The organism is Bradyrhizobium sp. HKCCYLRH1030 (genome assembly GCF_051168395.1).
Taxonomy (GTDB): domain Bacteria; phylum Pseudomonadota; class Alphaproteobacteria; order Rhizobiales; family Xanthobacteraceae; genus Bradyrhizobium.
This window is the reverse complement of record NZ_JBNPUY010000013.1, coordinates 49,924-71,027: the sequence shown is the minus strand read 5'-3', so window position 1 is coordinate 71,027 and position 21,104 is coordinate 49,924. Positions and strand designations below refer to the sequence as shown.

21 protein-coding genes are annotated in these 21,104 nt (G+C 66.5%); 9 read left to right on the top strand and 12 right to left on the bottom strand.

All coding sequences use genetic code 11. The features are described 5' to 3' along the window. Positions 1–171: 171 nt before the first annotated feature. Positions 172–1,281, top strand: coding sequence for an ATP-dependent DNA helicase (locus ACQR1E_RS29945; RefSeq protein WP_316201308.1), 1,110 nt, complete (start codon positions 172–174; stop codon positions 1,279–1,281). A 146-nt stretch (positions 1,282–1,427) separates the two neighbouring features. After that, a complete protein-coding gene (gene ppk2 / locus ACQR1E_RS29940) occupies positions 1,428–2,558 on the top strand; it encodes a polyphosphate kinase 2 (protein ID WP_434842748.1) in 1,131 nt (376 codons plus the stop codon). 10 nt (positions 2,559–2,568) lie between these two features. Here the strand turns inward: ppk2 and ACQR1E_RS29935 are convergent, their stop codons facing one another. Both ACQR1E_RS29935 and ACQR1E_RS29930 read right to left on the bottom strand, forming a co-directional pair. Further along, positions 2,569–2,820, bottom strand: a complete 252-nt coding sequence (locus ACQR1E_RS29935; RefSeq protein WP_434897923.1) for a hypothetical protein — start codon at positions 2,818–2,820, stop codon at positions 2,569–2,571. Positions 2,821–2,997: 177 nt separating this feature from the next. Then, the gene (locus ACQR1E_RS29930) at positions 2,998–3,255 is read right to left on the bottom strand and encodes a hypothetical protein (protein WP_315714149.1); all 258 of its coding nucleotides are present in this window, start codon (positions 3,253–3,255) and stop codon (positions 2,998–3,000) included. Positions 3,256–4,301: 1,046 nt separating this feature from the next. Here ACQR1E_RS29930 and msrA point away from each other — a divergent pair. From msrA to ACQR1E_RS29915, 3 genes are all read left to right on the top strand, one after another. Next, the gene (gene msrA / locus ACQR1E_RS29925; protein ID WP_316176092.1) at positions 4,302–5,015 is read left to right on the top strand and encodes a peptide-methionine (S)-S-oxide reductase MsrA; all 714 of its coding nucleotides are present in this window, start codon (positions 4,302–4,304) and stop codon (positions 5,013–5,015) included. A 112-nt stretch (positions 5,016–5,127) separates the two neighbouring features. Further along, entirely contained in the window at positions 5,128–5,538 is a 411-nt protein-coding gene (gene msrB, locus ACQR1E_RS29920; protein ID WP_315750087.1) for a peptide-methionine (R)-S-oxide reductase MsrB, read from the top strand. A gap of 397 nt (positions 5,539–5,935) precedes the next feature. Next, positions 5,936–6,220 (top strand): hypothetical protein, encoded by a 285-nt coding sequence (locus tag ACQR1E_RS29915; RefSeq protein ID WP_315714146.1) that lies wholly within the window; start codon positions 5,936–5,938, stop codon positions 6,218–6,220. A gap of 99 nt (positions 6,221–6,319) precedes the next feature. Here the strand turns inward: ACQR1E_RS29915 and ACQR1E_RS29910 are convergent, their stop codons facing one another. Further along, complete coding sequence (locus ACQR1E_RS29910) at positions 6,320–6,853, bottom strand: DUF4112 domain-containing protein (protein WP_315750086.1); 534 nt, start codon at positions 6,851–6,853, stop codon at positions 6,320–6,322. Between the two features lie 75 nt (positions 6,854–6,928). Then, positions 6,929–7,888: a helix-turn-helix domain-containing protein gene (locus ACQR1E_RS29905; RefSeq protein ID WP_434897922.1), complete on the bottom strand. Its 960-nt coding sequence runs from the start codon at positions 7,886–7,888 to the stop codon at positions 6,929–6,931. 254 nt (positions 7,889–8,142) lie between these two features. On the opposite strand from ACQR1E_RS29905, the gene ACQR1E_RS29900 reads away from it, so the two are divergent. Continuing rightward, positions 8,143–8,388 carry a hypothetical protein gene (locus tag ACQR1E_RS29900; protein ID WP_015669168.1) on the top strand — a complete coding sequence of 82 codons (246 nt, stop codon included), beginning with the start codon at positions 8,143–8,145 and terminating at the stop codon, positions 8,386–8,388. Positions 8,389–8,420: 32 nt separating this feature from the next. Beyond that, positions 8,421–8,669, top strand: coding sequence for a GCG_CRPN prefix-to-repeats domain-containing protein (locus ACQR1E_RS29895; protein WP_434897921.1), 249 nt, complete (start codon positions 8,421–8,423; stop codon positions 8,667–8,669). 23 nt (positions 8,670–8,692) lie between these two features. Here ACQR1E_RS29895 and ACQR1E_RS29890 read toward each other — a convergent pair whose 3' ends face one another. The 6 genes from ACQR1E_RS29890 to ACQR1E_RS29865 all read right to left on the bottom strand — a co-directional run bounded on the left by ACQR1E_RS29890 (position 8,693) and on the right by ACQR1E_RS29865 (position 15,678). Further along, entirely contained in the window at positions 8,693–9,130 is a 438-nt protein-coding gene (locus ACQR1E_RS29890) for a DUF5413 family protein (RefSeq protein WP_315750083.1), read from the bottom strand. A gap of 54 nt (positions 9,131–9,184) precedes the next feature. Beyond that, on the bottom strand, positions 9,185–10,834 hold the full coding sequence (locus ACQR1E_RS29885) for a hypothetical protein (protein WP_434897920.1): 1,650 nt from the start codon (positions 10,832–10,834) through the stop codon (positions 9,185–9,187). 36 nt (positions 10,835–10,870) lie between these two features. Continuing rightward, entirely contained in the window at positions 10,871–12,163 is a 1,293-nt protein-coding gene (locus tag ACQR1E_RS29880) for an adenylosuccinate synthase (protein WP_315714139.1), read from the bottom strand. A gap of 347 nt (positions 12,164–12,510) precedes the next feature. Beyond that, the gene (locus ACQR1E_RS29875) at positions 12,511–13,194 is read right to left on the bottom strand and encodes an ABC transporter ATP-binding protein (protein WP_315750081.1); all 684 of its coding nucleotides are present in this window, start codon (positions 13,192–13,194) and stop codon (positions 12,511–12,513) included. Then, positions 13,187–14,413, bottom strand: coding sequence for an ABC transporter permease (locus tag ACQR1E_RS29870; protein ID WP_315750080.1), 1,227 nt, complete (start codon positions 14,411–14,413; stop codon positions 13,187–13,189). The genes ACQR1E_RS29875 and ACQR1E_RS29870 overlap by 8 nt, the downstream gene beginning before the upstream one ends. Continuing rightward, entirely contained in the window at positions 14,410–15,678 is a 1,269-nt protein-coding gene (locus tag ACQR1E_RS29865; protein ID WP_434897931.1) for an efflux RND transporter periplasmic adaptor subunit, read from the bottom strand. Before ACQR1E_RS29865 ends, ACQR1E_RS29870 begins: the two co-directional genes overlap by 4 nt. Before the next feature lie 208 nt (positions 15,679–15,886). On the opposite strand from ACQR1E_RS29865, the gene mgtA reads away from it, so the two are divergent. Further along, complete coding sequence (mgtA, locus tag ACQR1E_RS29860; RefSeq protein WP_316201311.1) at positions 15,887–18,445, top strand: magnesium-translocating P-type ATPase; 2,559 nt, start codon at positions 15,887–15,889, stop codon at positions 18,443–18,445. A 143-nt stretch (positions 18,446–18,588) separates the two neighbouring features. Next, positions 18,589–19,518 (top strand): DMT family transporter, encoded by a 930-nt coding sequence (locus ACQR1E_RS29855; protein WP_316201312.1) that lies wholly within the window; start codon positions 18,589–18,591, stop codon positions 19,516–19,518. A 10-nt stretch (positions 19,519–19,528) separates the two neighbouring features. Here ACQR1E_RS29855 and ACQR1E_RS29850 read toward each other — a convergent pair whose 3' ends face one another. Further along, positions 19,529–20,308: a sulfite exporter TauE/SafE family protein gene (locus tag ACQR1E_RS29850; protein WP_434841396.1), complete on the bottom strand. Its 780-nt coding sequence runs from the start codon at positions 20,306–20,308 to the stop codon at positions 19,529–19,531. A gap of 44 nt (positions 20,309–20,352) precedes the next feature. Beyond that, positions 20,353–21,078 carry a TetR/AcrR family transcriptional regulator gene (locus ACQR1E_RS29845; protein WP_434841376.1) on the bottom strand — a complete coding sequence of 242 codons (726 nt, stop codon included), beginning with the start codon at positions 21,076–21,078 and terminating at the stop codon, positions 20,353–20,355. Positions 21,079–21,104 lie beyond the last annotated feature (26 nt).

Below are 21,104 nucleotides of genomic sequence, written 5' to 3'. Positions count from 1 at the left end.
AGTCCCGCCGGAGCGTTCCCCCACCCGCATCGCATCTTCCGATGCGATGCGACCTCCCCCGCAAGCGGGGGAGGCGTGGACCCATTCACATCGAGCGCTTGATCTCTCCCCGTCAGCCCTTAGGTTCACGGAATGTCCCCGAGTCGCCGCGCGGCTCCATTTCGTTGAGCCATGACCACCTTCTCTCCGCATCAGGATTCCGCCCTCAAGGCCGTCGGCGACTGGCTGAAAGCCAAGCCGGGCAAGAACGGCACGCCGCAGGTGTTCCGGCTGTTCGGCTATGCCGGAACCGGCAAGACCACGCTGGCCCGCCACATCGCCGAAGACGTCAACGGCGAGGTCAAGTTCGCGGCCTTCACCGGCAAGGCGGCGCTGGTGATGCGCAGCAAGGGCTGCGACAATGCCTCCACCATCCACTCGCTGATCTATCGCGCGCAGGAGAGCGGCGAGGAGCAGCCGAACTTCGAATTGTGGGACGACGCGCCGGCGTCCAAGGCCAAGCTGATCATCATCGACGAATGCTCGATGGTCGACGCCGATCTCGGCCGTGATCTCCTGTCCTTCGACTGCCCGTTGCTGGTGCTCGGCGATCCCGCGCAGCTGCCGCCGGTCAAGGGCGGCGGCTTCTTCACCGAGAGCGAGCCCGACGTGATGCTCACCGAGGTGCATCGCCAAGCCAAGGACGATCCGATCGTGCGGATGTCGATGGACGTGCGCGAAGGCAACACGCTCGACATCGGCCGCTACGGCGAGAGCGAGGTGGTGGAGCGCCGAGAGCTCGATCCGTCGCGCGTGATGGAGGCCGACCAGGTGCTGGTCGGCCGCAACGCCACCCGCCGCGCCTACAACAACCGCTTTCGACAGCGCCTCGACATCGAGGACGCCCTCCCCGTCGCCGGCGACAAGCTGGTCTGCCTGCGCAACAACCGCAAGAAGGGCCTGTTCAATGGCGGGCTATGGCGGGTGAAGTCGCGCGCGACCTCGAAATCCAAGATCGTGACGATGCGGGTCGCGCCCGACGAGGATCTCGGACGCAAGGTGACGAAAGTCTCGGTGCGCGGCGAATGCTTCGGCGGCGGCATCGAGGACATCCCGTGGGAGCAGCGCAAGCCTTACGACGAGTTCGACTACGGCTACGTGCTGACCGTGCACAAGTCGCAGGGCTCGCAATGGGATGACGTGGTGCTGTTCGACGAGAGCTTTGCCTTCCAGGAGAGCCGCGCCCGCTGGCTCTACACCGGAATCACACGGGCCGCGAAGCGGCTGTCGATCGTGGTGTAACGCCGGCTTTACCGCGCGAGACGATTTCGCTCGCCTCGCTGGTACCCACCTGCGGCCGGTTGATCCACGTCAACCTGACGCAGGGTCCTTGGCGGATAAAAATCGATTCACATCTCTGTTAAACCAACAGCAGGCAGCGGAATCGCATGGCAAAGTCCAAGACCACGAAAGCCAAGGCCTCCAATGGCCGACGCATGAAGCGCGCAGCCGCCACCATGCGCGCCCCGCGCCGGCAATCGGCTGCGGGGCTCGATCCGATCGCCCAGTCGCTGGTCGACGAACAGATGCAGGCTGCGCAGATCACCGGGCTGTCGGCGTTCGAGACCGTGCTGAACGGACCGCCGGCGCTCGACGCCGACAGCGCACCGATCAGGGCGATGCTGGACGGCGCAGCACCCGACGATGCCAAGCTGATGAAGGCGCTGATCGAAGGCAAACAAGCCAAGCGCGACAGGCGCCACACCTCCGACGAGCTCGCCGACAATTGGCGCCAGGGCGGCTACCCCTACAAATACCGGATGTATCGCAAGGACTATGAGGAGCAGAAATTCATCCTGCAGACCGAGCTGCTCAAGCTGCAGAACTGGATGAAGGATGCGCGGCAACGCCTGGTGCTGCTGTTCGAGGGCCGCGATGCCGCCGGCAAGGGCGGCACCATCAAGCGCTTCATGGAGCATCTCAATCCGCGCGGCGCCCGCGTCGTGGCGCTGGACAAGCCGAGCGACGTCGAGCGCGGCCAATGGTACTTCCAGCGCTATGTCGAGCACCTGCCGACCGCCGGCGAGATCGTGCTGTTCGACCGCTCCTGGTACAACCGCGCCGGCGTCGAGCGCGTGATGGGCTTCTGCTCGCAGGCCGAATATGACGAGTTCCTGCGCCAGGTGCCGGAGTTCGAACGCAACCTCGTACGCAGCGGCATGCACCTGATCAAGTTCTGGTTCTCGGTCAGCCGCGAGGAGCAGCGCCGCCGCTTCAAGGAGCGCGAGGCGCATCCGTTGAAGCAATGGAAGCTGTCGCCGATCGACACCGCCTCGCTCGACAAATGGGACGACTACACCCGCGCCAAGGAGGCGATGTTCTTCTCCACCGACACCGCCGACTGCCCGTGGACCGTGATCAAGTCGGACGACAAGAAGCGGGCGCGGCTGAACGCGATGCGCTGCGTGCTGCATTCGCTGCCCTATGCCGGCAAGGACGTCTCACGCATCGGCCAGGTCGACGATCTCATCGTCGGCCGCGCCAGCGTCATCCACGAGCGCGAGGAGCACGCCAACTGAGGCGACGCGCTCAGCGCCGATGACGCCGATGCGGCCCCACGCGATCGGCCGGAGGCATCGCTGCATTTGCATTCGGAAAGGCCGACGTGCCACGGCGGGCCAGTTCCGCCTGCGCCGCCGGCGTCAGCGCGGCGCCATTGAGCACGTCGCGTTCGGGATGCATGGCCGCATAGGCCGCCGGCTCGGAGAATTGGGCCGATGCCGCGGTGGCCGCCAGCGTCGACATCAGCAGAGCTGCCGCCAGGCTCCTGAATGCGATCATGATTGGTCTTCCCTGTTGCGCACCAGTTCACGCAGGCGATGATGTAGGCAGGCGAAAGCGGCATCCCAATCACGACCGCGCGAGCCGACGGCCGTTCGTGATCGCGCCCATCGCTCAGACGTAGCGCGGCAGCCGCTGTCCGGGCAGCCGATCATAGGGCGCCTTCCGGGCGACGCGTCATCGCCGCTGCGGCCGCCGATCATACGGGCGGAGATGAGCCGGCGGCGGAAACACGAGCACCGCGCCGGAGGCGCGCACCAGGCCCATTCGTCCCGCCGGCGTCAGTGCGCCGCCGTTGAGCACGTCGCGATCGGGATACATCGCCTGAAACGCCCCCGGCTCCTGCTCGCCGTAGAACCAACCCTGCGCCGATGCAGGCGCGGCAGTCGCCATCGACAGCAGCACGGCTGCCGCCTTCGATTTCCACATTGTCATGATTGTTCTCCAGGTTCTCAAGGGGCGGAGAGCGCGCACTCGATTGATCGATGCCCTGGTCAGGGCCCTGCCGGTCGAGGCGCGACCGCCTCTGTATTGACCATCGGATGGAGGAAATATTCGCGGCGTCCCGCCGCGCCGGCATCACGACCGCGACAATGGAATGACATCATGGTTCGAGGATCGGCGAAGCGTGATGGGATCGTGACCTGGCGGGTTGGACGTCGCGCGTCGCGCCGTCGACGATATCGACTATGGTGAATCTCGTAGCTGCCCACCCATGCATGAATCACTGCACCTTCCTCGCATGCGGCAGCGCCGTTCGGCCCGTCGGGCAAATCGGCCGGCGACGACAAAAGCTGTCAAGGTCTTCTGAAAAACATAAATCATTTCGCGCCGTGCCCAAATCAGGCTTATGATGCCTGCGTTTCGTTGCACGGCAGGGGACGTATCGCGATCGTCACGGACGTTGGCAGCGAAATGCGATGGATGCGGCATGTTGCAGCGGGTGAAGCGCCTGCGGACGAACGGCATGGCGCGGACGGCGAAAGCGTGTGGTCCTGGCCTCCCGACGCTGAGGCCAAGCTGGCGGTGATGATCCGCCGGCGACGGGGGCAAGACAGCCGGTCCCCGGGGAGAGCACGTATAAGCGTTAAAACCATCGCGCAGGGAGGGCCGGATCTGTCCGGCTGAACCTGTGGTACCTGCCGCCTGCATTTTTTCCGCAGGCGGGCCACGGGCCTCAGTCGAGGTCCGGCCTTCCCTGCGCCCTCCGCTTTCGGAGGGCCAATGAACCGGCATCCCTCGGGCAATTCGGGCCGCGAGAACAGATCACCATGCCTGGAACGCTCTCGCCACAACTCCCAGCGCCGTCCCGGCACCCATTGGGCGATAGCGCACGCCTCGCGCCACCCGCCTGTTCACGCAGTCGTGTCACGTCCCCCGTAACGCCGGCCGGGCACCGACGTATCTTGCAGCAGAGGCCGGACCGGGCCAGTGTTTCCGGCCGGCGAGACGAGACAAGCCCCCCTCACGAGGATCCGAAGATGCGCCTCACCCGCTCCCTTTTCGTCAAGACAGCCGTGCTCGGTGCGATGGCGGCCGGCATCCTGGCCTGGCAGCCGCTGCACGCCGCCGAGCAGGCCGTTGTGATCCCGCCGCCGGCCCAGGACCAGGCGGCCTCCGACGCGCTGGAAACCGCTGTCGTCGCCGGCGGCTGCTTCTGGGGCGTCCAGGGCGTCTACCAGCACACGGCCGGCGTGGTCAGCGCCGTGTCCGGCTATGCCGGCGGCACCAAGGCCACGGCCGACTACCGCACGGTCTCGAGCGGCACGACGGGCCACGCGGAATCGGTCCAGATCAAGTACGACCCAAAGAAGATCTCCTATGGCAAGATCCTGCAGATCTTCTTTTCGGTCGTGCACGATCCGACCCAGTTGAACCGACAGGGCCCGGACTCGGGACCGCAATATCGCTCGGCGATCTTCACCACCTCGGAGGCGCAGAGGAAGGTCGCGGAGGCCTATGTCGCCCAGCTCGAAAAGGCCAAGGTGTTCGGCAAGCCGATCGTCACCAAGATCGGCAAGCTCGACGCGTTCTATCCGGCCGAGGCCTATCATCAGGACTACCTGACGCTGCACCCGAGCCAGCCCTATATTGCCTATAACGACCTGCCGAAGATCGAGAATCTGAAGAAGATCTTCGCGGAGAACTATGTCGAGAAGCCGACGCTGGTCGGCGAGGCCAAGGCAACGAACTGAGGCGACGAACTAACTGGGTAACGAACTGAGGCGACGACCTGCGGCCGCGACCGAGGCCGATCAGCGCAATGAGAGGGAGCGGACCAGTTCGGTCCGCCCGGAGGACAACGGGATGAGCGACACCAAGACGAGCGACAAGGTCATCAAGAGCGAGGCGGAATGGCGCGAGGAGCTGACGCCGATGCAGTACGCCGTGCTGCGCGAGAAGGCGACCGAGCGCCCGTTCTCGGGCGAATACGAGCATGAGCATCGCGCCGGGACCTATGTGTGCGCCGGCTGCGGCCAGACCCTGTTCGAGTCCGACGCCAAATTCGACTCCGGCTGCGGCTGGCCGAGCTTCACCCAGCCGGCGACGGAGAGCCACATCGACGAGGAGACCGACCATACCCACGGCATGGTCCGCACCGAGGTGCTGTGCTCGAAATGCTCCGGCCATCTCGGCCATGTCTTTCCCGACGGCCCGGGGCCGACCGGCCTGCGCTATTGCATCAACTCGGCGGCCCTGAAGCTGAAGCCGCGGTGACGTCTCCATCGGCCCCGGTTCCGTCACGGACGGTAATCGGGGCCGCTGGGCTGGCGGCCGGCGCGGCGCCGGGGGCCAAAACCGGCCACCAGGGGCGAGATTTTAGCCGTGCAGATCGGGCTCTCCTGCATTCACAAGTTGTGGATCGATTAAACCATTGAAAAAATAGGATATTTCAGTAGGCCCCGAACCAGGCCGGATTTACGATGTGAGCGTGCAGGATTCGCATTTCTGCCAAATCGGCCTATATTAGAGACCGTAACTGACTATGCAGGGCCGGGCCGCCTGGAGCGGCAAATCCCGCCCTCCACCCCCGCAATCGCTGGCGTCATTGCCAAGCTGAATGTTTTGAAAGCTCGCGTCAGCGCTTCCAGCCGACAAGAAGAGGTCTCAGACCATGCGTCCACTGCGTCCGTTCAACTTCAACACCTCTGCCGAACTGTTTCCCGCCGCCATCCGCAAGAAGAAGCGGGCGGGCTTCGCCTACCGGCGGTTCGGCACCGCGGCTGAAGCCGTGCGCTTCGCCATGGAGGAGTTGCCTGCGGATTCGCTGAATGGCGCCTACCTGCAGGTCGAGGAAGCCCGCTTCGACCAGAACGGCATCCGCACCTTGTATGAGAGCGAGGCGTTTCCGTTGCCGCGCCGGGGGGTCGACAAGGCGCAGGACGCCGATGCGGCCTGACGGCTGCCAGACCAGTCTTCAACACCCTGCCCCGCCTCGCGCGGGGCAGTTTTTTTATGGGGGTCGGTTTGCGAGGTTTTGGCCCGGTCTCGCAGCGCCTCAACGCGACTGGGTATCCAGCCACCGCCGCAGGATCTTGGCGTTGCGCATGTTGGCGCGGAACAGCACGTCGAAGGCGTCGCCCGCGACGGGGACCATGCCGATCACCCCCTCGACCGCGACATTGCCCAGCATCCGCGTAATGACGTGCCAGGGCGCGCCCAGCGCACGGGCCTCGCGCACCAGCCACAGCGACAGCGCGGTCGCGATGAGGTCGCCGACCACCGGGATCAGGCCGATGATGCCGTCGATGCCATAGCGGATGTTGGTGCCGGGCAGGACGAAGGCGACGTCGAGCAGCTTCGCCACGGCCTCCAGCCGCGCGATGCGCTGCTCACGGGTCAGATTGCCGAAGGGATTGGCGGTGTTGAAATCGAAGCGCACACCGTCCGGACCGACGAAGGCGCCGTTGAACGAGGACCGGAAGGAGCCCTGCGGGATCTCACGTCCGTCCTGGTCGATGATCGGTCCGCGCGCCTCATTGGCGTCGAAGTGCGCCTGCGAGGCGCGTCCGCGGCGGGGCGAGGGAGCCATGTGGTCTTGCATACCCATGAGATGGCAACGCGCGGGGCTCGGCACAAGTTGCGTCGAACCGTCGCCTTGTCTCGCCTAGCGGCCCCGGGCGCCGGTCGGCGTCAGCCCGAAGCGGCGCCGGAAGCAGCGGTTGAAATAGGACAGGTCGTTGAAGCCGCAGGCAAACGCGATGTCACTGATGCGGCGTCCGCCGCCGGCCAGCAGGTCCATGGCCTTGCGCAGGCGCAGCTCGTTCAGCCGGGCCGAGAAGCCGGCGCCGGCCTCATGCAGCAGGTCATTGACGTAGCGCTCGGACAGCCCGGCCGCGACGGCGAGCTTCTGCGCCGAAAAATCCGGCTCGGTGAAGCGGCTGTTCAGAATCGCGAGCACGCCGCTCAGGCGAACACTGCGCAAGCCGCCGCGCTGGGCCTTCAGCATCACGTCACCGCGAACGCCAAGGCCGAGCGCAACTAGGTCGAGGAGATGCTGCGCGATCGCGGGGCCCGCCTGGTCGGCTGCGCTGGGGCGGCCGAGCAACAGCTCGCTGTAGTCCATGGCGAGCGAGAGCGCGCCTCCGGGCTCCAATTCCCGTCCGACCAGATCATCGACGGCGGGCACCATCGATCGCAGCGTCACCATCGGCAGATGCACGTTGACGAAGCGCTTGTGGCTCGCGCCATCGGCGCTGAAGAACGGCTCATCGAGCTTGAGCAGCACCATGGCGCCGGGCCGCAGCGCGAACTCGCGTCCGCGATGAACGACCATCGCCTCGCGGCTGCCGGCGTTGCGCGCCAGGCAATAGCGGTCGTCGTTGGTGGCGAGCACCTGGCGTCGTTCTCGTCGCACGCGAGTGAAGGTGCCGTCGCAACGGCCGAGCAGCGTGGTGCCGATGTGGATCGCGTTCATTGCAGCGCGAAAGGGCACGTCGTCGGCCGGGTCGAGATCGCCGGTGTTGGAAAAGTGCTCGAACAATTCCGCAAAGCACAAATAGCGCTGCCTGTCGTCGAGCCCTTTCGGCAGCATGTCGGTCGACAGTGCTTTCCTGACAATGGTCATCGAAATCGGATCCGAGGCAAAGGAAATAGTCTGGAGGCAACAAGATCAATGTGGCAGCCGCAGGATGAACGGCCGCTGAAATCCCCACAAGCCTTCAGGAAGGGACCGAGAGTGCCGACCAGTCCAAATCGCGCGCCGGTTCGTGCCGATTAGTCCAAGACAGCGGCAACTGGTTCAACTAGCGATGCGGAGGGACGCACGCGTGCGGACCTCAACCTTCCTAGTCGACAGCATGAGCGCAAGGAGAGAATGAAATGAAGTTGTCTTCCGCCGCCCGCAGGCTCGGCCTCGGCGCCGCCCTCACGGCCGGCATCGGTATCGGCTACGCGCTCGGTGCGCAGCCGCACATGACCGCAACCGTCACGATGCTGCAGTCCGCGCGCGCCGAGCTCGCTCAGGCGACACCGAACAAGGGTGGGCATCGCGAGCGCGCGCTGGCGCTGATCGACCAGGCGATCGGCGAGGTCCGGGCCGGCATCGCTTTCGCGGCCGGCGGCTAGCTCATTCACCACCGACACGACGGAGATCGACGATGCGAACCATCACCCTCAGCACAATCCTCCTGGGCGCGCTGACCGTCAGCGCATCGGCGCTGCCGCTGGCTTCGATCAAGACCGGATCGGGGCCTGTGGTCATCCAGGTCGCCGGCGGATGCGGTCCGGGCTGGCATCGGGGCCCGTATGGCGGGTGCCTGCGCAACTTTGCCAATCCGGCGGCCCACGCCTGTCCGCGCGGCTTTCACATCGGCCCCGGCGGCCGGTGCCGCGGCAATGGGAGATAGGCCGGCCGGGCCGTGCGATCGCGCTACGCAGTCGGCGGCTCAGTAGCGACCGCCGGCTGCGGCTCCTCAACGAATCTGTGCACCAGCCACGATGACACCGTCGCCGGGATGAAGCCGACCAGCCCGTACAGGATCCACTGCACGATGCCGTATTCGGAGCCATGCGAGGCGTAGTTGAAGGCCGCGAGCAGGAAGGCGATGCCGCCCACCAGCAGCATCCGCAACGTCGGCCCGATGCGCCTGACGTGGAACAGGATGTCGTCGATCGCGCACATCATCAGCGCCGGCAAGAAGCCGAACAGGTAGCTGTATTGCAGCGAGGTGACGAAGACCTTGAACAGCTTGGCCACTTCGCCCGGATTGGTGTTGGTCCAATAACCGGACATGTAGGTCGTGACCAGGAGCAGCGCGAAGCCGCCCAGCGCCGGGCCTACGGCAACGAAGATGAGATATCGCTTCATGCCCAATCTCCTGCCTCGGCGATTCGCCGAACGCGCGAGGCGCGTGCGGCCTGCTCAATCACCCCACAGCGCGAAGGCGTCGTTGAACGCGCGCTCGCCCGGCGCACCCTTCTCGATCGCGATGATGGCCCGGCGCTGATTGGTGTAGACCAAAGGAACGTCGAACCAGGAGCGCTCCTTCAGGAGCTGCACGTTGCGGGTCCGGTCGGCGTCGACGTTGGACAGGCCGACCAGGAAGAAGCCGTCGGTGACCTTCACCGCAAGGCCCGCCAGCGGCGTTCCGCGCGACTGCTCGTTGGACTTCATCAGGATGCCCGGCACGTTGCCGACGCCGCCGCCCGAGAAGTCCTGCGGCAGGATGAAGGTGAGTTCGGCGGTGTGGCTCGCCGGCAGCGACGTGTCGGTGTTGCGGCGGAACGACATCGTCATCTTGAACTTGCGATCGGGAATCTCGATGTCGGCGCGCACCGCGATATCGGCCTTCTGCGTGCCCGTCGCCTTGATCTGCTCGGTACGCCAGACCACCGAGCCGATGTACTGCTTGCCCTTCGGATCGGCGGGATCCTCGTCATACAGCACGACGCGCTGTGCGACCGGCGCGATCTGGTCCGAGGACGGCGACTGGCCGACGCGGTCGGTGATCTTCGGCTTGCTCAGCGGCGCGCCGGTGTCCTTGGGCGCCTCGACCGTCGAGGACGATTTGAACAGGCCGTTGACCATCCCGACCAGCGGCCGGCCCCACAGAATTCCGGCGCCGATCAGGATCAGCACGATCCCGGCGGCGATGGCGGCCTTGAACGGAAAGGTCGAGCCGCTGCGCTCCGGCTTCTTCTTGCCCTCGCGATCCGGAGCGGCGCCACGCTGGCGGGTCGAGGTGGCCGGCAGCGCGTAGCGCTCGGCCTCCTGGACCGACTCGTCATAGGAGTACGGCGCCTCGGGCAGCGGCGGCCGGTCATCGTCGTCGCCCTCGAGCCGATCGAGATCGGTGGCCGGAACGTTGGCGTAGGTCTTGCGCGCCGCGCGGTTGGCCTGGGCGGTGGCCTTGCCGAGATCGTCGACATCAGCGGTGATGTCGCGGAAGCCGCGCATGGCGGGCGGCGTTGCCGGATTGCCGTTGTCCTGAGCACCGCGGCGGGCGGCAGCCGGACGTTCGCGCACGGGAGGCGCCGCCCCATCCTGTGGAGGCGTTTGAGGCGGCTGGGGCCGCGGTGGCACAGCTGGTGCGCCAGCGGCAGCCGGCGGCGCTTCCGGTCGCGGATTGCGCGCCGGACGCAGCTCGGCCGTTTCGGCGCCGAGCGGCGGCCGCTCGGCCCGGGCAGCAGCCGGTGCCGCCGGTCGTGGCCGGGGGGCGGCAGTGGCGGCCTGGTCTGGAGTCGGAGTGGGCTGAGCCGAGGGGGGTGCCGGAGCATCCGAATTGCGCGCACCGGCCCGCCGGAGCGCATCGCCTGGGCGGGCAGCGCCACTGGACGCCCGCTGCGCCTCGCGGGCACGCTGGGCTGCTTCCGCCTCGACCTTGCGAACGGCCTCCTCGAGCGACAGCCGCTCGCGCGTGATCTCGGACTCGCTGAGCGGCGGCTGGACGCTGCGCAACTGTGCGATCAACGCCGCCCGGGCCCGCTCGTAAAGCGCACGCCGGCTTTCCCCGGGAGCGTTGGGGTCCAATCCGGCAATGGCACGGGCTATCAGCGGGTAGTAGTCGGCCATATCAACTCAATTCGCGCGCTCAGCTGTCGGGTCCCGTCACGCCTCGAAGGGATTCTGGACCAGAATAGTATCCTCGCGTTCGGGGCTGGTGGAAAGCAGCGCGATCGGGCAACCCACCAGTTCCTCGATGCGCCGGACGTATTTGATGGCCTGTGCCGGCAGATCGGCCCAGGAGCGCGCGTTCGCCGTCGGCTGTTTCCAGCCTTCGATCGTCTCGTAGATCGGTTCGACCCTGGACTGCGCGCCCTCACCTGCCGGGAAATGATCGATCTCCTTGCCGTCCAGCCTGTAGCCGGTGCAGACATCGATGGTGTCGAAACCATCGAGAATGTCCAGCTTGGTCAGCGCAAGACCGTTAATGCCGCAGGTCCGGACCGCCTGACGGACCAGGACCGCATCGAACCAGCCGCAACGACGCGGCCGGCCGGTATTCGTTCCGAATTCGCGGCCACGCTCGCCGATCTTGCGGCCGGTCTCGTTGTCCTGCTCGGTCGGAAACGGCCCCTGCCCGACCCGGGTCGTGTAGGCCTTGCACAGGCCGAGCACGTAGCCGATCGCGCCCGGCCCGAGGCCGGCGCCGGTGGCCGCCTGCGCCGCCACCGTGTTGGACGAGGTCACGTAGGGATAGGTGCCGTGGTCGACGTCGAGCAGCGCACCCTGCGCGCCCTCGAACAGCATGCGCTTGCCTTCGCGGCGCTTGATGTCGAGCAGCCGCCAGACCGTCTCCGCATAGGGCAGCAGCTTCGGCGCGAAGGCGGTCAGCTCGCGCAGGATCTGCTGGCCGTCGATCGGCTCGAGGCCGAGGCCGCGGCGGAGCGCATTATGGTGCGCGAGCAGGCGGTCGATCTTGTGCGGCAGCGTATCGAGATCGGCGAGGTCCATCAGCCGGATCGCGCGCCGGCCGACCTTGTCCTCATAGGCCGGGCCGATGCCGCGGCGGGTGGTGCCGATCGCGGTCGCCGCGCTCGCGGATTCCCGCAGCGCGTCGAGTTCACGGTGCAGCGGCAGGATCAGCGTGACGTTCTCGGCAACGCGCAGATTGTCCGGGCTAATGGCGACGCCCTGCGACTGGAGCTTGCCGACCTCGTCCAGGAAGGCCTGCGGATCGAACACGACGCCATTGCCGATCACCGACAGCTTGCCGGTGCGCAGCACGCCCGACGGCAGCAGCGCCAGCTTGTACGTCGCGCCGTTGATGACAAGCGTATGACCGGCGTTGTGGCCGCCCTGGAAGCGAACGACGATGTCGGCCTGCTCCGACAGCCAGTCGACGATCTTGCCCTTCCCCTCGTCACCCCATTGGGCGCCGACGACGACGACGTTAGCCATTCGCAGCTCTTTCCTCTGCCAAGATCCAAAACAGCACGATCGGTTCGGACGAAATCGCTTCCGATGAGGGGCCAGCCTGGCCAACCATGCGCCCAGCCCAAATCGCGGCCAGGACCGCTCGCTTGCGAGGCGACCCACCGGATAAAGGAAGCCGCCGGGCTAGGCAAGCGAGAACGGGCCTTCGGAGCACACAAGAGCGCCACCAAGCCTTTGATAAGCCCCAAAATTTCAAGCCGCCCCGGCTGCGGATCGGGCGACCCGGCCGTGCGCTTCTGGCGGCGCATCGACCCGGGCAGTTCCATTGAGCCCCCGAACGGCGGCGAATCTACGATCGAAGCGGCCCGCCCTCAGCTCTGGATGCGGCCGTCGACAACCTCGATGATGCGATCGCAGCGCCGGGCCAGATCAAGGTTGTGGGTGACGAGCAGGAAGCTCGTGCCGACCTCCCGATTGACGTCGCGCATCAGGCCAAAGACCGCCTCGGCAGACTTGGTGTCGAGGTTGCCGGTCGGCTCGTCCGCCAGGACCAGATCGGGGTTCATCGCCAGCGCCCGCGCCACCGCGACCCGCTGCTGCTGGCCGCCCGACATGTTGCTCGCGAGATGGTCGGCGAATTTCGCCAACCCAACCTGGTCGAGCAGCTTCGACGCCTGCGCCTCGATCTCGGGGCCCGGGAAGCCGCGATCGACCAGCAGCGGCATCATCACGTTCTCCTTGGCCGTGAAGGCAGAGATCAGGAGATGAGACTGAAAGATGAATCCGATGGTATGGCCGCGCAGATGGGTGAGCTCGGTATCACTGAGCGACGCAGTATCCTGGCCCTTGATCGCCAACCGGCCGGAGGTCGGCCGGTCCAAGAGACCGACGATGTTCAGCAGAGTGCTCTTGCCGGAGCCGGACGGACCGATCAGCGCGACGAACTCGCCGCGGTCGACCTCGATGTCGATGTCGTGCAGCACCTCGGTCTCGGTCGGCAGCCCGACATTGTAGGCCTTGCAGACCTTCTCCAGTCGCAGCAGGACCTCAGCCACGGATCGCCACCACCGGATCGAGCTTGGCCGCGCGCAGCGCCGGCGCGGTCGCGGCGAGCAGGCCCGTCACCGTCGCGAGCAGGGCCGTGATGAGAAACAATCGGCGTTCGAGGATCAATGGAAACAACTCCGAGCCATCGGCCTGGCGCTGCACCGCATGCCAATAGATCAGCGCACCCGCGCCCATTGCCGCGCCGAACAGCGAGCCGACGAAGCCGAGCAGCCCGCCCTGCAGCAGGAACACGCGCAAGATCTGTCCGCGCGAGGTGCCCATCGCACGCAGGATCCCGATCTCCTTGGAGCGCTGGATCACCGAGACGATCAGCACGGCCGCGATGCCGAACGCGACCGAGAGCGCGACGAAGACGCGGATCAGCGTGTTGGATGTCGCCTGCGCGCGCACCGCCGTGAAGAACTGCGCGTTGGTCTTGATCCAACTGTCGGCCTTGACGCGATTGGCGGCCTGGATGCGCTGCGCAATGTCCTCAGCGGCATAGATGTCCCGTACGGTGATGTCGATCGTGGTGACGCCGCCGACCATGCCGAGCAGCGACTGCGCCGTGCGCAGCGCGACATAGGCGGAGCGCTGATTGGCGCCCTTGCTGCCGAGGTCGACGAGGCCAGTCACGATCAGCACCCGGTTGGCGCCGGATGCGGCCTGAACATTGAGCTTGTCGCCGACGATCGCGCCGAGATCCCTGGCGAGCTCGGTACCGATGATGATGTCCTCGCTGGTCAGCCGCGGCTCGCCGGCGACGATGTAGTCCGGCACGCGCACGATTGTGAAGTAGCTCTCCGGCTCGATGCCGGACAGCGTCACGGCGCGGCTGGCGTCGCCGCGAATGGCGAGGGCGGAGCCGGAGATGGTCGGCGATACCGCCGAGATCTCCGGCATCGCCAGCATCTGATTGCGGATCTTCGGCCATTGATCGATCGAGATCACGCGCTGGCTCGGACGCTGCACGATGGCATCCTCGATCACGCCATTGTCGTTGCGCAGGGGACGCGCAACCTGATCCGGCGTCAGCAGTTGGATCTGCGGCTGCGAGGTCAGCACCCGCTTGATGAAATTGGCCTCGAGGCCGGCGAGCATCGCCGACATGAACACGATGACGCCGACGCCGATCGCGATGCCGCCGATGATGAACAAGGTCTGCAGCCGGCCCTCGCGCAGGAAACGCACCGCCGCGATCCACTCGAAGGGCAGCCAGCGGTTCACGGCAGCACCGGGCGGAAGCGCTGGCCGGTCAGGATGCCGGAACTCTGGGGCACGGCGATGTCACCGGCGTTCAGGCCGTCGACGATCTCGACATGGCTGTTGCCGCGGATGCCGACGCGCACCGGCTGCTGGGCGGCGCGGCCGTCCTTCACCCCGAGCACCCAGGGCTGTCCCGAGGTGATATCGTGAACCGAGCGCACCGGCAGCTCCAGCGTATCCTTGCGGGAGGCGACCTCGATGTCGACAGACACCGTCATGTCCTGGCGCAGATAGTCGGGCGGGTCCTTGACGATCAGCTTGACCTGGACGGACGCGCGGGAAATATCGATGCCGGGATTGATGTAGCTGACCACAGCGGGGAAGCGCCTGTCGGGGTAGGCATCGGCCGACGCGAGCGCCGTCTGGCCGAGCGCCAGCTTGCCGAGATTGCGCTCGTCGATCTGCAGGACGAGCTGGAGATCGCCGGCAGGCGCCAGGACGAGCAGCGTCTTGCCGGGCTGCGCCACGGTGCCGCGCTCGACACTGCGCGTGATCAGCACGCCGTCGCGCGGCGCCGAGATCGTCGCATAGCCGAGACGCGACTGCGCCGTGTCGAGATTGGCGCGCGCCTGGTTCAGCTGCGTCTCGGCCATGACGTAGTCGCTGCCGCCGGGGCTCGCCGTGAAGACCTGGAATTCGGCGGCACGCTTCTGGGCCAGCGCAACGTCGAGCGTCTTCTGGGCCTCGTCGAGCGCCGCGCGCGTGGCATAGCCGTTGCCGGTCAGCTGCGACGTCCGGTCATAGGTCTGCTGAGCATTGAGCAAGGTCGCCTGCACCTGGCGCAAGGCCTCCTTCGCCGACGGCAAGGTCAGCTCGGCGAGCTGGCGCATCCGCGCCTCGGCCTGCGCCACCTGCCCTTGTGCCTGCACCACCGCAGCCTTCAGCTCGCGCGACTCCAGCGAGATCAGCGGCTGGCCCTTGGTGACGTGCTGGCCTTCCAGCACCAGCACCTCCTCGACGGTGCCGGTGATCTGGCTGCCGATCTCGACGCGGAACGGCGTCTCGACGTGACCGCTGGCAACGACGGTCTCGACGAGGTTGCCGCGCCGGACCTGATCGACCACGATGGCAGGCCCAAGCATGACCCGGACGCTTTGCCAGCCGCCAAGGCCGAGCAGCACGATGATGGCGAGAGCAAACCAGCGATGCGCCCAGACCGCCGCTAGGACGGTCGGACCAACGGCGGCTTTCGTAGGGGAAGGGAGAGCTGCGGCATGATCGGCCATGGTCGTCAACACAAACTCGTCAATGCGGATGATGCCCAGTGACGCGCCATCCATTCCTTGAGTGCGGCCGTCAGCCCGCGGCGCATTGCACACAAAGCTAGGGGATCGCGACAGCAGGATGTTGCGCTAGGTCAACCGGCGGACGATCGTTCATGCAAATCAGGCATGATGACCATTACCAATCATCCACGAACATGAACGGACGCATGTGAGCACTGATACGACCCCCGGCCTACACCGGTTCTGGCGCCTGTCGCCTGCGCAGGCAGGCGCAGCGCTGGGCTGCGACCTGGACGGCCTCGGCAGAGCCGACGCCGAGCAGCGGCTGCAACGCTACGGCCGGAATGCCGACTCCCCATCGCATGTCGTGGGGCCGATGCGCGCCGTGCTCCGCCGCCTGCTCGAGCCGCTATCGCTGATCCTGCTGGTGGCCGGCATCATCTCGATGGTGACGGGCGACGTGATCGGCGGCGCCATCATCGTCCTCATCCTCACGCTGTCGATCGGACTCGATACGGTTCAGGAGGGGCATGCCGTCAAGGCGGCCGAGGAGCTCCGCCGCTCCGTGGCCCTGAAGGCCGAGGTCAAGCGGGACGGCGCCTATCGCGAGATCGACGTCGACGCCGTCGTTCCCGGAGACATCCTGCGCGTCCGCGCGGGCGACATCGTTCCTGCCGATGCGCTGATCATCGAAAGCAAGGCCTTCACTGCCGGCGAGGCGGCGCTGACGGGAGAGCCCTATCCCGTGACGAAACAGGCCGGTATTCCCAGCGATGAGAACGACACGTCGAATGCGCTGTTTCGTGGCTCCGTGGCTCAGACCGGAGAGGCCGTCGCGCTCGTCGTCAACACCGGGCCGAACACGATGTTCGGCGCTGCCGCCTCGGCGCTGGCCGAAGAGCAGGCCCGCACGCCGTTCGAGCGCGACCTGCACGAGTTCGGCCTCGTCATCGCGCGGCTGACGCTGGCGCTGGTCGTGATCGTGCTCGCGGTGCGCGTCGTGTTCGGCCGTGATGTGCTCGACTCGCTGTTGTTCTCGGTGGCGCTGGCCGTCGGACTGACGCCCGAGCTGCTGCCGATGATCACCACCGTGACCCTGTCGCGCGGCGCGCTTCGCATGGCCAACCGCAAGGTGATCGTGAAGCGGCTCGCGGCGATCCATGATCTCGGCGCGATGTCGGTGCTGTGCACCGACAAGACGGGAACATTGACCTCAGCAGAGATCACGCTCGCCCGAAGCATCGCGCCCGACGGCAGCGACGACCCGCGAGCCGCGGAGCTCGGCGCGATCGCTGCCGCGCTCGGCGGCGATCGGGGCTCGCTCGACACCGCGCTCATCGCCGGCGCGGACCGTGCGGCAGCAGGATGGACCCTGGGCGGACAGCAGACCTTCGACTTCTCGCGCCGGCTCGGCTCGGTGCTGGCGATCCGCGGAGCAGATCAGATCCTGATCGTGAAGGGCGCGCCAGAGGCGGTGATCGAGCTCTGCACGCAGCAACGGCAGGGCAGCGCGACTACGCCGATCGACGCCAGCGGCCGCAACGAGATGTGCGCGCGCGTTCACGCGCTGGCGCGCGAGGGCCTGCGCACGGTCGCAATCGCGTCACGGCCCTGGACCGGCGCGCCGCGCGAGATCGAGACCGATGACGAGCAGGAACTGATCTTCGAGGGTCTGTGCGCGTTCGCCGATCCGCCCAAGCCGACCGCAGCCGCGGCCATCGCACAGCTTGCGCGCGCCGGCATCGCGCTGAAGATCCTTTCCGGCGACGATCCGGTCGTGGTCAAGCGACTGGCCGGGCTGGTCGGACTGAGGGCGGATCGCGTGCTGTCCGGCAGCGACATCGCCGAACTCAGCGATGACGCGCTCGCGGTGCAGGTGCGCTCGGCCGACGCGTTTGGCCGGCTCGCCCCCGATCAGAAATCGCGCATCGTCAAGGCGCTGCAGGCCTCGGGCCACGTCGTCGGCTTCCTGGGTGACGGCATCAACGACGCGCCGGCGCTGAAGGTGGCCGACATCGGCCTGTCGGTCGACGGCGCCACCGCCGTGGCGCAATCCGCCGCCGACATCATCCTGCTCGCCTCCGATCTCGAGGTTGTCGCCGACGGTGTGGAGGAAGGGCGGCGCACCTTCGCCAACATCCTGAAATACGTGCGAATGGGCGCGAGCTCGAATTTCGGCAACATGCTGTCCATGGCGGTCGCTTCGATCATACTGCCCTTCCTGCCGATGCTGCCGACGCAGATCCTGCTCAACAACCTGCTCTATGATCTCTCCGAACTCGGCATCCCGTTCGATCGTGTGAGTCCGCAGGCCACCGCGCGGCCGCAGCGCTGGGACATGAAGCGGCTGCTGCGCTTTGCCGCGATCATGGGCCCGCTGTCGTCGCTGTTCGATTTTCTCACTTTCGGCGCCCTGCTCTATTTGTTCCATGCGACGCCCGACGAGTTCCGGACGGCCTGGTTCCTCGAATCGATGGCGACCCAGATCCTCGTCATCTTCATCATCCGGACCAACGGACGGCCATGGAGCAACCGCGCCGATCCGATGCTGACTGCGTCGTCACTGACCGCGCTCGCCGTCGCGCTCGTCGTGCCCTTCACCCCGGCCGGCGCCTGGTTCGGCTTCGTGGTGCCGCCGATCGCCGTGCTGGCCACCATCGCGGCTCTCGTTATCGCCTATCTGGTCTGCGCCGAAGGTCTCAAATCGGTCGCCGTACAGTCCACGACCTTGCGAACTCACCGGCGGCATCACCACCGCGGTTCATGACCAGCGCCGCTGCATAGTCGCGATGCATCTGCCCTCTTGATAGGCAGCTGCAATTGGTGTCTGTCGACGAGGCCGGGGAGGACCAGCGGCCGGGATGACCGGGCCGGATGCCGCGGCGCACGAACCGGGGCCAACACCGCCGCATGTCTGCCGCCGATCCCACCGCGTCCGCCGCGCCCGCGCGCGCCTGGATCGCCAACCAACCCTATGTGCTGCTCAGCATCACCGCGCTGTGCTGGGCCGGCAACGCGATCGTCGGCCGGTTGGCTGCCGGGCACATTCCGCCTGTCACCCTGTCGTTCCTGCGTTGGTCGCTGGCGTTCCTGATCATTCTGCCGCTGGCCTGGAAGCAGCTTCGCCAGGACTGGCCGGCAATCCGCTCCAAGCTCGGCGTCATGATCGCGCTGTCGGTGACCGGCATCGGCGCCTTCAACACGCTGCAGTACTGGTCGCTCGAATACACCCAGGCGCTCAACACGCTGCTGCTGCAATCCGGCGGCCCGCTGATCGTGGCGCTCTGGTCGATGCTGCTGCTGCGCGTGCATCTCACTTTGGCGCAGGCCATCGGCATCGTGCTGTCGATGGTCGGCGTGCTGCTGATCCTCACGCGCGGCCATCCGGCGGCGCTCGCCGACATCAGCTTCAACAAGGGCGACCTGATCTTCCTGGTCGCGATGGCGGTGTTCGGCTTCTACTCGGTGCTGACGATCAAGCGACCGCAAATCCATGGCCTGTCGATGGTCGCCTTCACCTTCGGCTGCGGAGCCGCGAGCCTGATTCCGCTGTTGATCTGGGAGCTCAACACGCGCCCGGTGATGGCGCTCGACACCCAGAACCTACTGTCACTGCTCTACGTCGCGATCTTTCCCTCGACCATCGCCTATCTGTGCTTCAACCGCGGCGTTCTTCTGATCGGTGCCAACCGCGCAGCGCCGTTCTTCCACGTGGTGCCGGTGTTCGGCTCGATCATGGCGTTCGTCTTCCTCGGCGAGCGGCCGCAGATCTTCCACGTGATCGGCTTCGCCCTGGTGCTGAGCGGCGTCTACGCGGCCTCGCGCAAGCAGGCGACATGAGGCGAACGGTTCATCCGAGCGCCTTGAGCGTCATGCAGACGGCCATCAGCGACACAAAGCCCACCAGCAGGACGCGCAACCGTTCCGGCAGAACGCGGTTCGCGAGACGCGCGCCGACATCGGTGCCGACCGCGAGGCCGACGATCACCGCGACGAGGGTGGGCCAGGCCGGCATGGCGCCGTGCCGCCAGTAGATCCAGGCGGATGGAAGCGTCGTGGGCACCAGCGTCAGCGCCAGGCTGATCATCTGGGCGCGGTGCTGTGCCATGCCCAGCACCGCGCTCAAGCCAACCACCGTCGCGAGCCCGCCGCCGATCCCAAGAAAGCCTGAGGACACGCCGGCCGCGCAGCCAACTGCAAGGAGCGCTGCTCGATGTGGATCCGGCGCGGCGCCGGTTGCTTCGGCGGACTCCTTCGCCCGTCGCCTGCGCAGCAGCAGAGCATCGAGCAAGAATAGGTAGATCACATAGGCCCATTGCAGGACCGCCGCCGTCGTCCAGTTCGCGATCAGTGCGCCGACGATGCCGCCGACCAGGAATCCCAGGCCGAGCCAGAGCAACACCGCAGCCGTCACCCGATTGCCGCTATCCCAATAGCGCCTGATGCCGGCCGCACTGGTCGGCGGGATCTGCGCGACCAGCGAGAGCCCTTGCGCGGCATGCTGCTCGGCGCCGAGCAGCATGACCGCGAACACGACGAGCCCACCGCCGGGAGTGACGCCGAGCAGCCCCGAAGTGAAGCCGCCGACCAGCCCGGTGCCGAGACCGCCAATGAGATCAGGAACGCTCATCATTGAGACCCGCCCGGTACGGTTGGAGAGGCAGTCGCTTCAGGTCATCGCCGCGCCGCGAGTCCCGTCAGCAGCGTCTCGAATGCGGCCATCGCTTCGGATGACGAGAACGGCTCGCCCCACAATCGCTGCAGCACGAACCCCTGGAACATCGCGACGATCGTGCGGGCCATGCTGCGTGGATGAACGGAGCGGTCGATGACGCCGAGCCGCTGGCCCCGCTGCAGCAGCTCGGTGATCAAGACGGCCGGCTTGCGCACACCGTCCGTCACCTGCGCGCGGATATCATCGTCCCGCAGCGCCTCGGCCCAGAGCTGCAGCGCGATGCGCCGGTGGCGCAGGCCCTCTTCCTTTTGCATGTCTGCCAACGAGGCGCGCGCAATGGCGCGCAACGCTTCCAACGGATCAGAAATCTCACGCGCCGTGGCCAACAGGGCGGCATCACGGGCATGGCGATGCTCGCCGATCGCCTGAATGAGCTCTTCCTTGCTGGCGAAATGGCCGTAGATGCAGCCCGCGCTCAAACCAGATTGCGCAATGACATCGGCGATCGTGGTCTGATGGAATCCCTGCCGGGCAAAGCAGGCCTCGGCGGCCTGCAGGATCTCGTCCCGGCGCGCGGCCATCGTCTCGGGCTTGAGTTTCGGCATGTGCAGCTCCTGCCGAGCCGTTGCAGGGTTGCGGCTGTCGGCTCGATGGCGTTCCCGTCTGCGACGAGCATACAAAACGAATATTCGTTTTGTAAAGGAGGCCCATTGGTATTTCGACATGGCGGCCTTCCGCCCGGCGCTCTTGT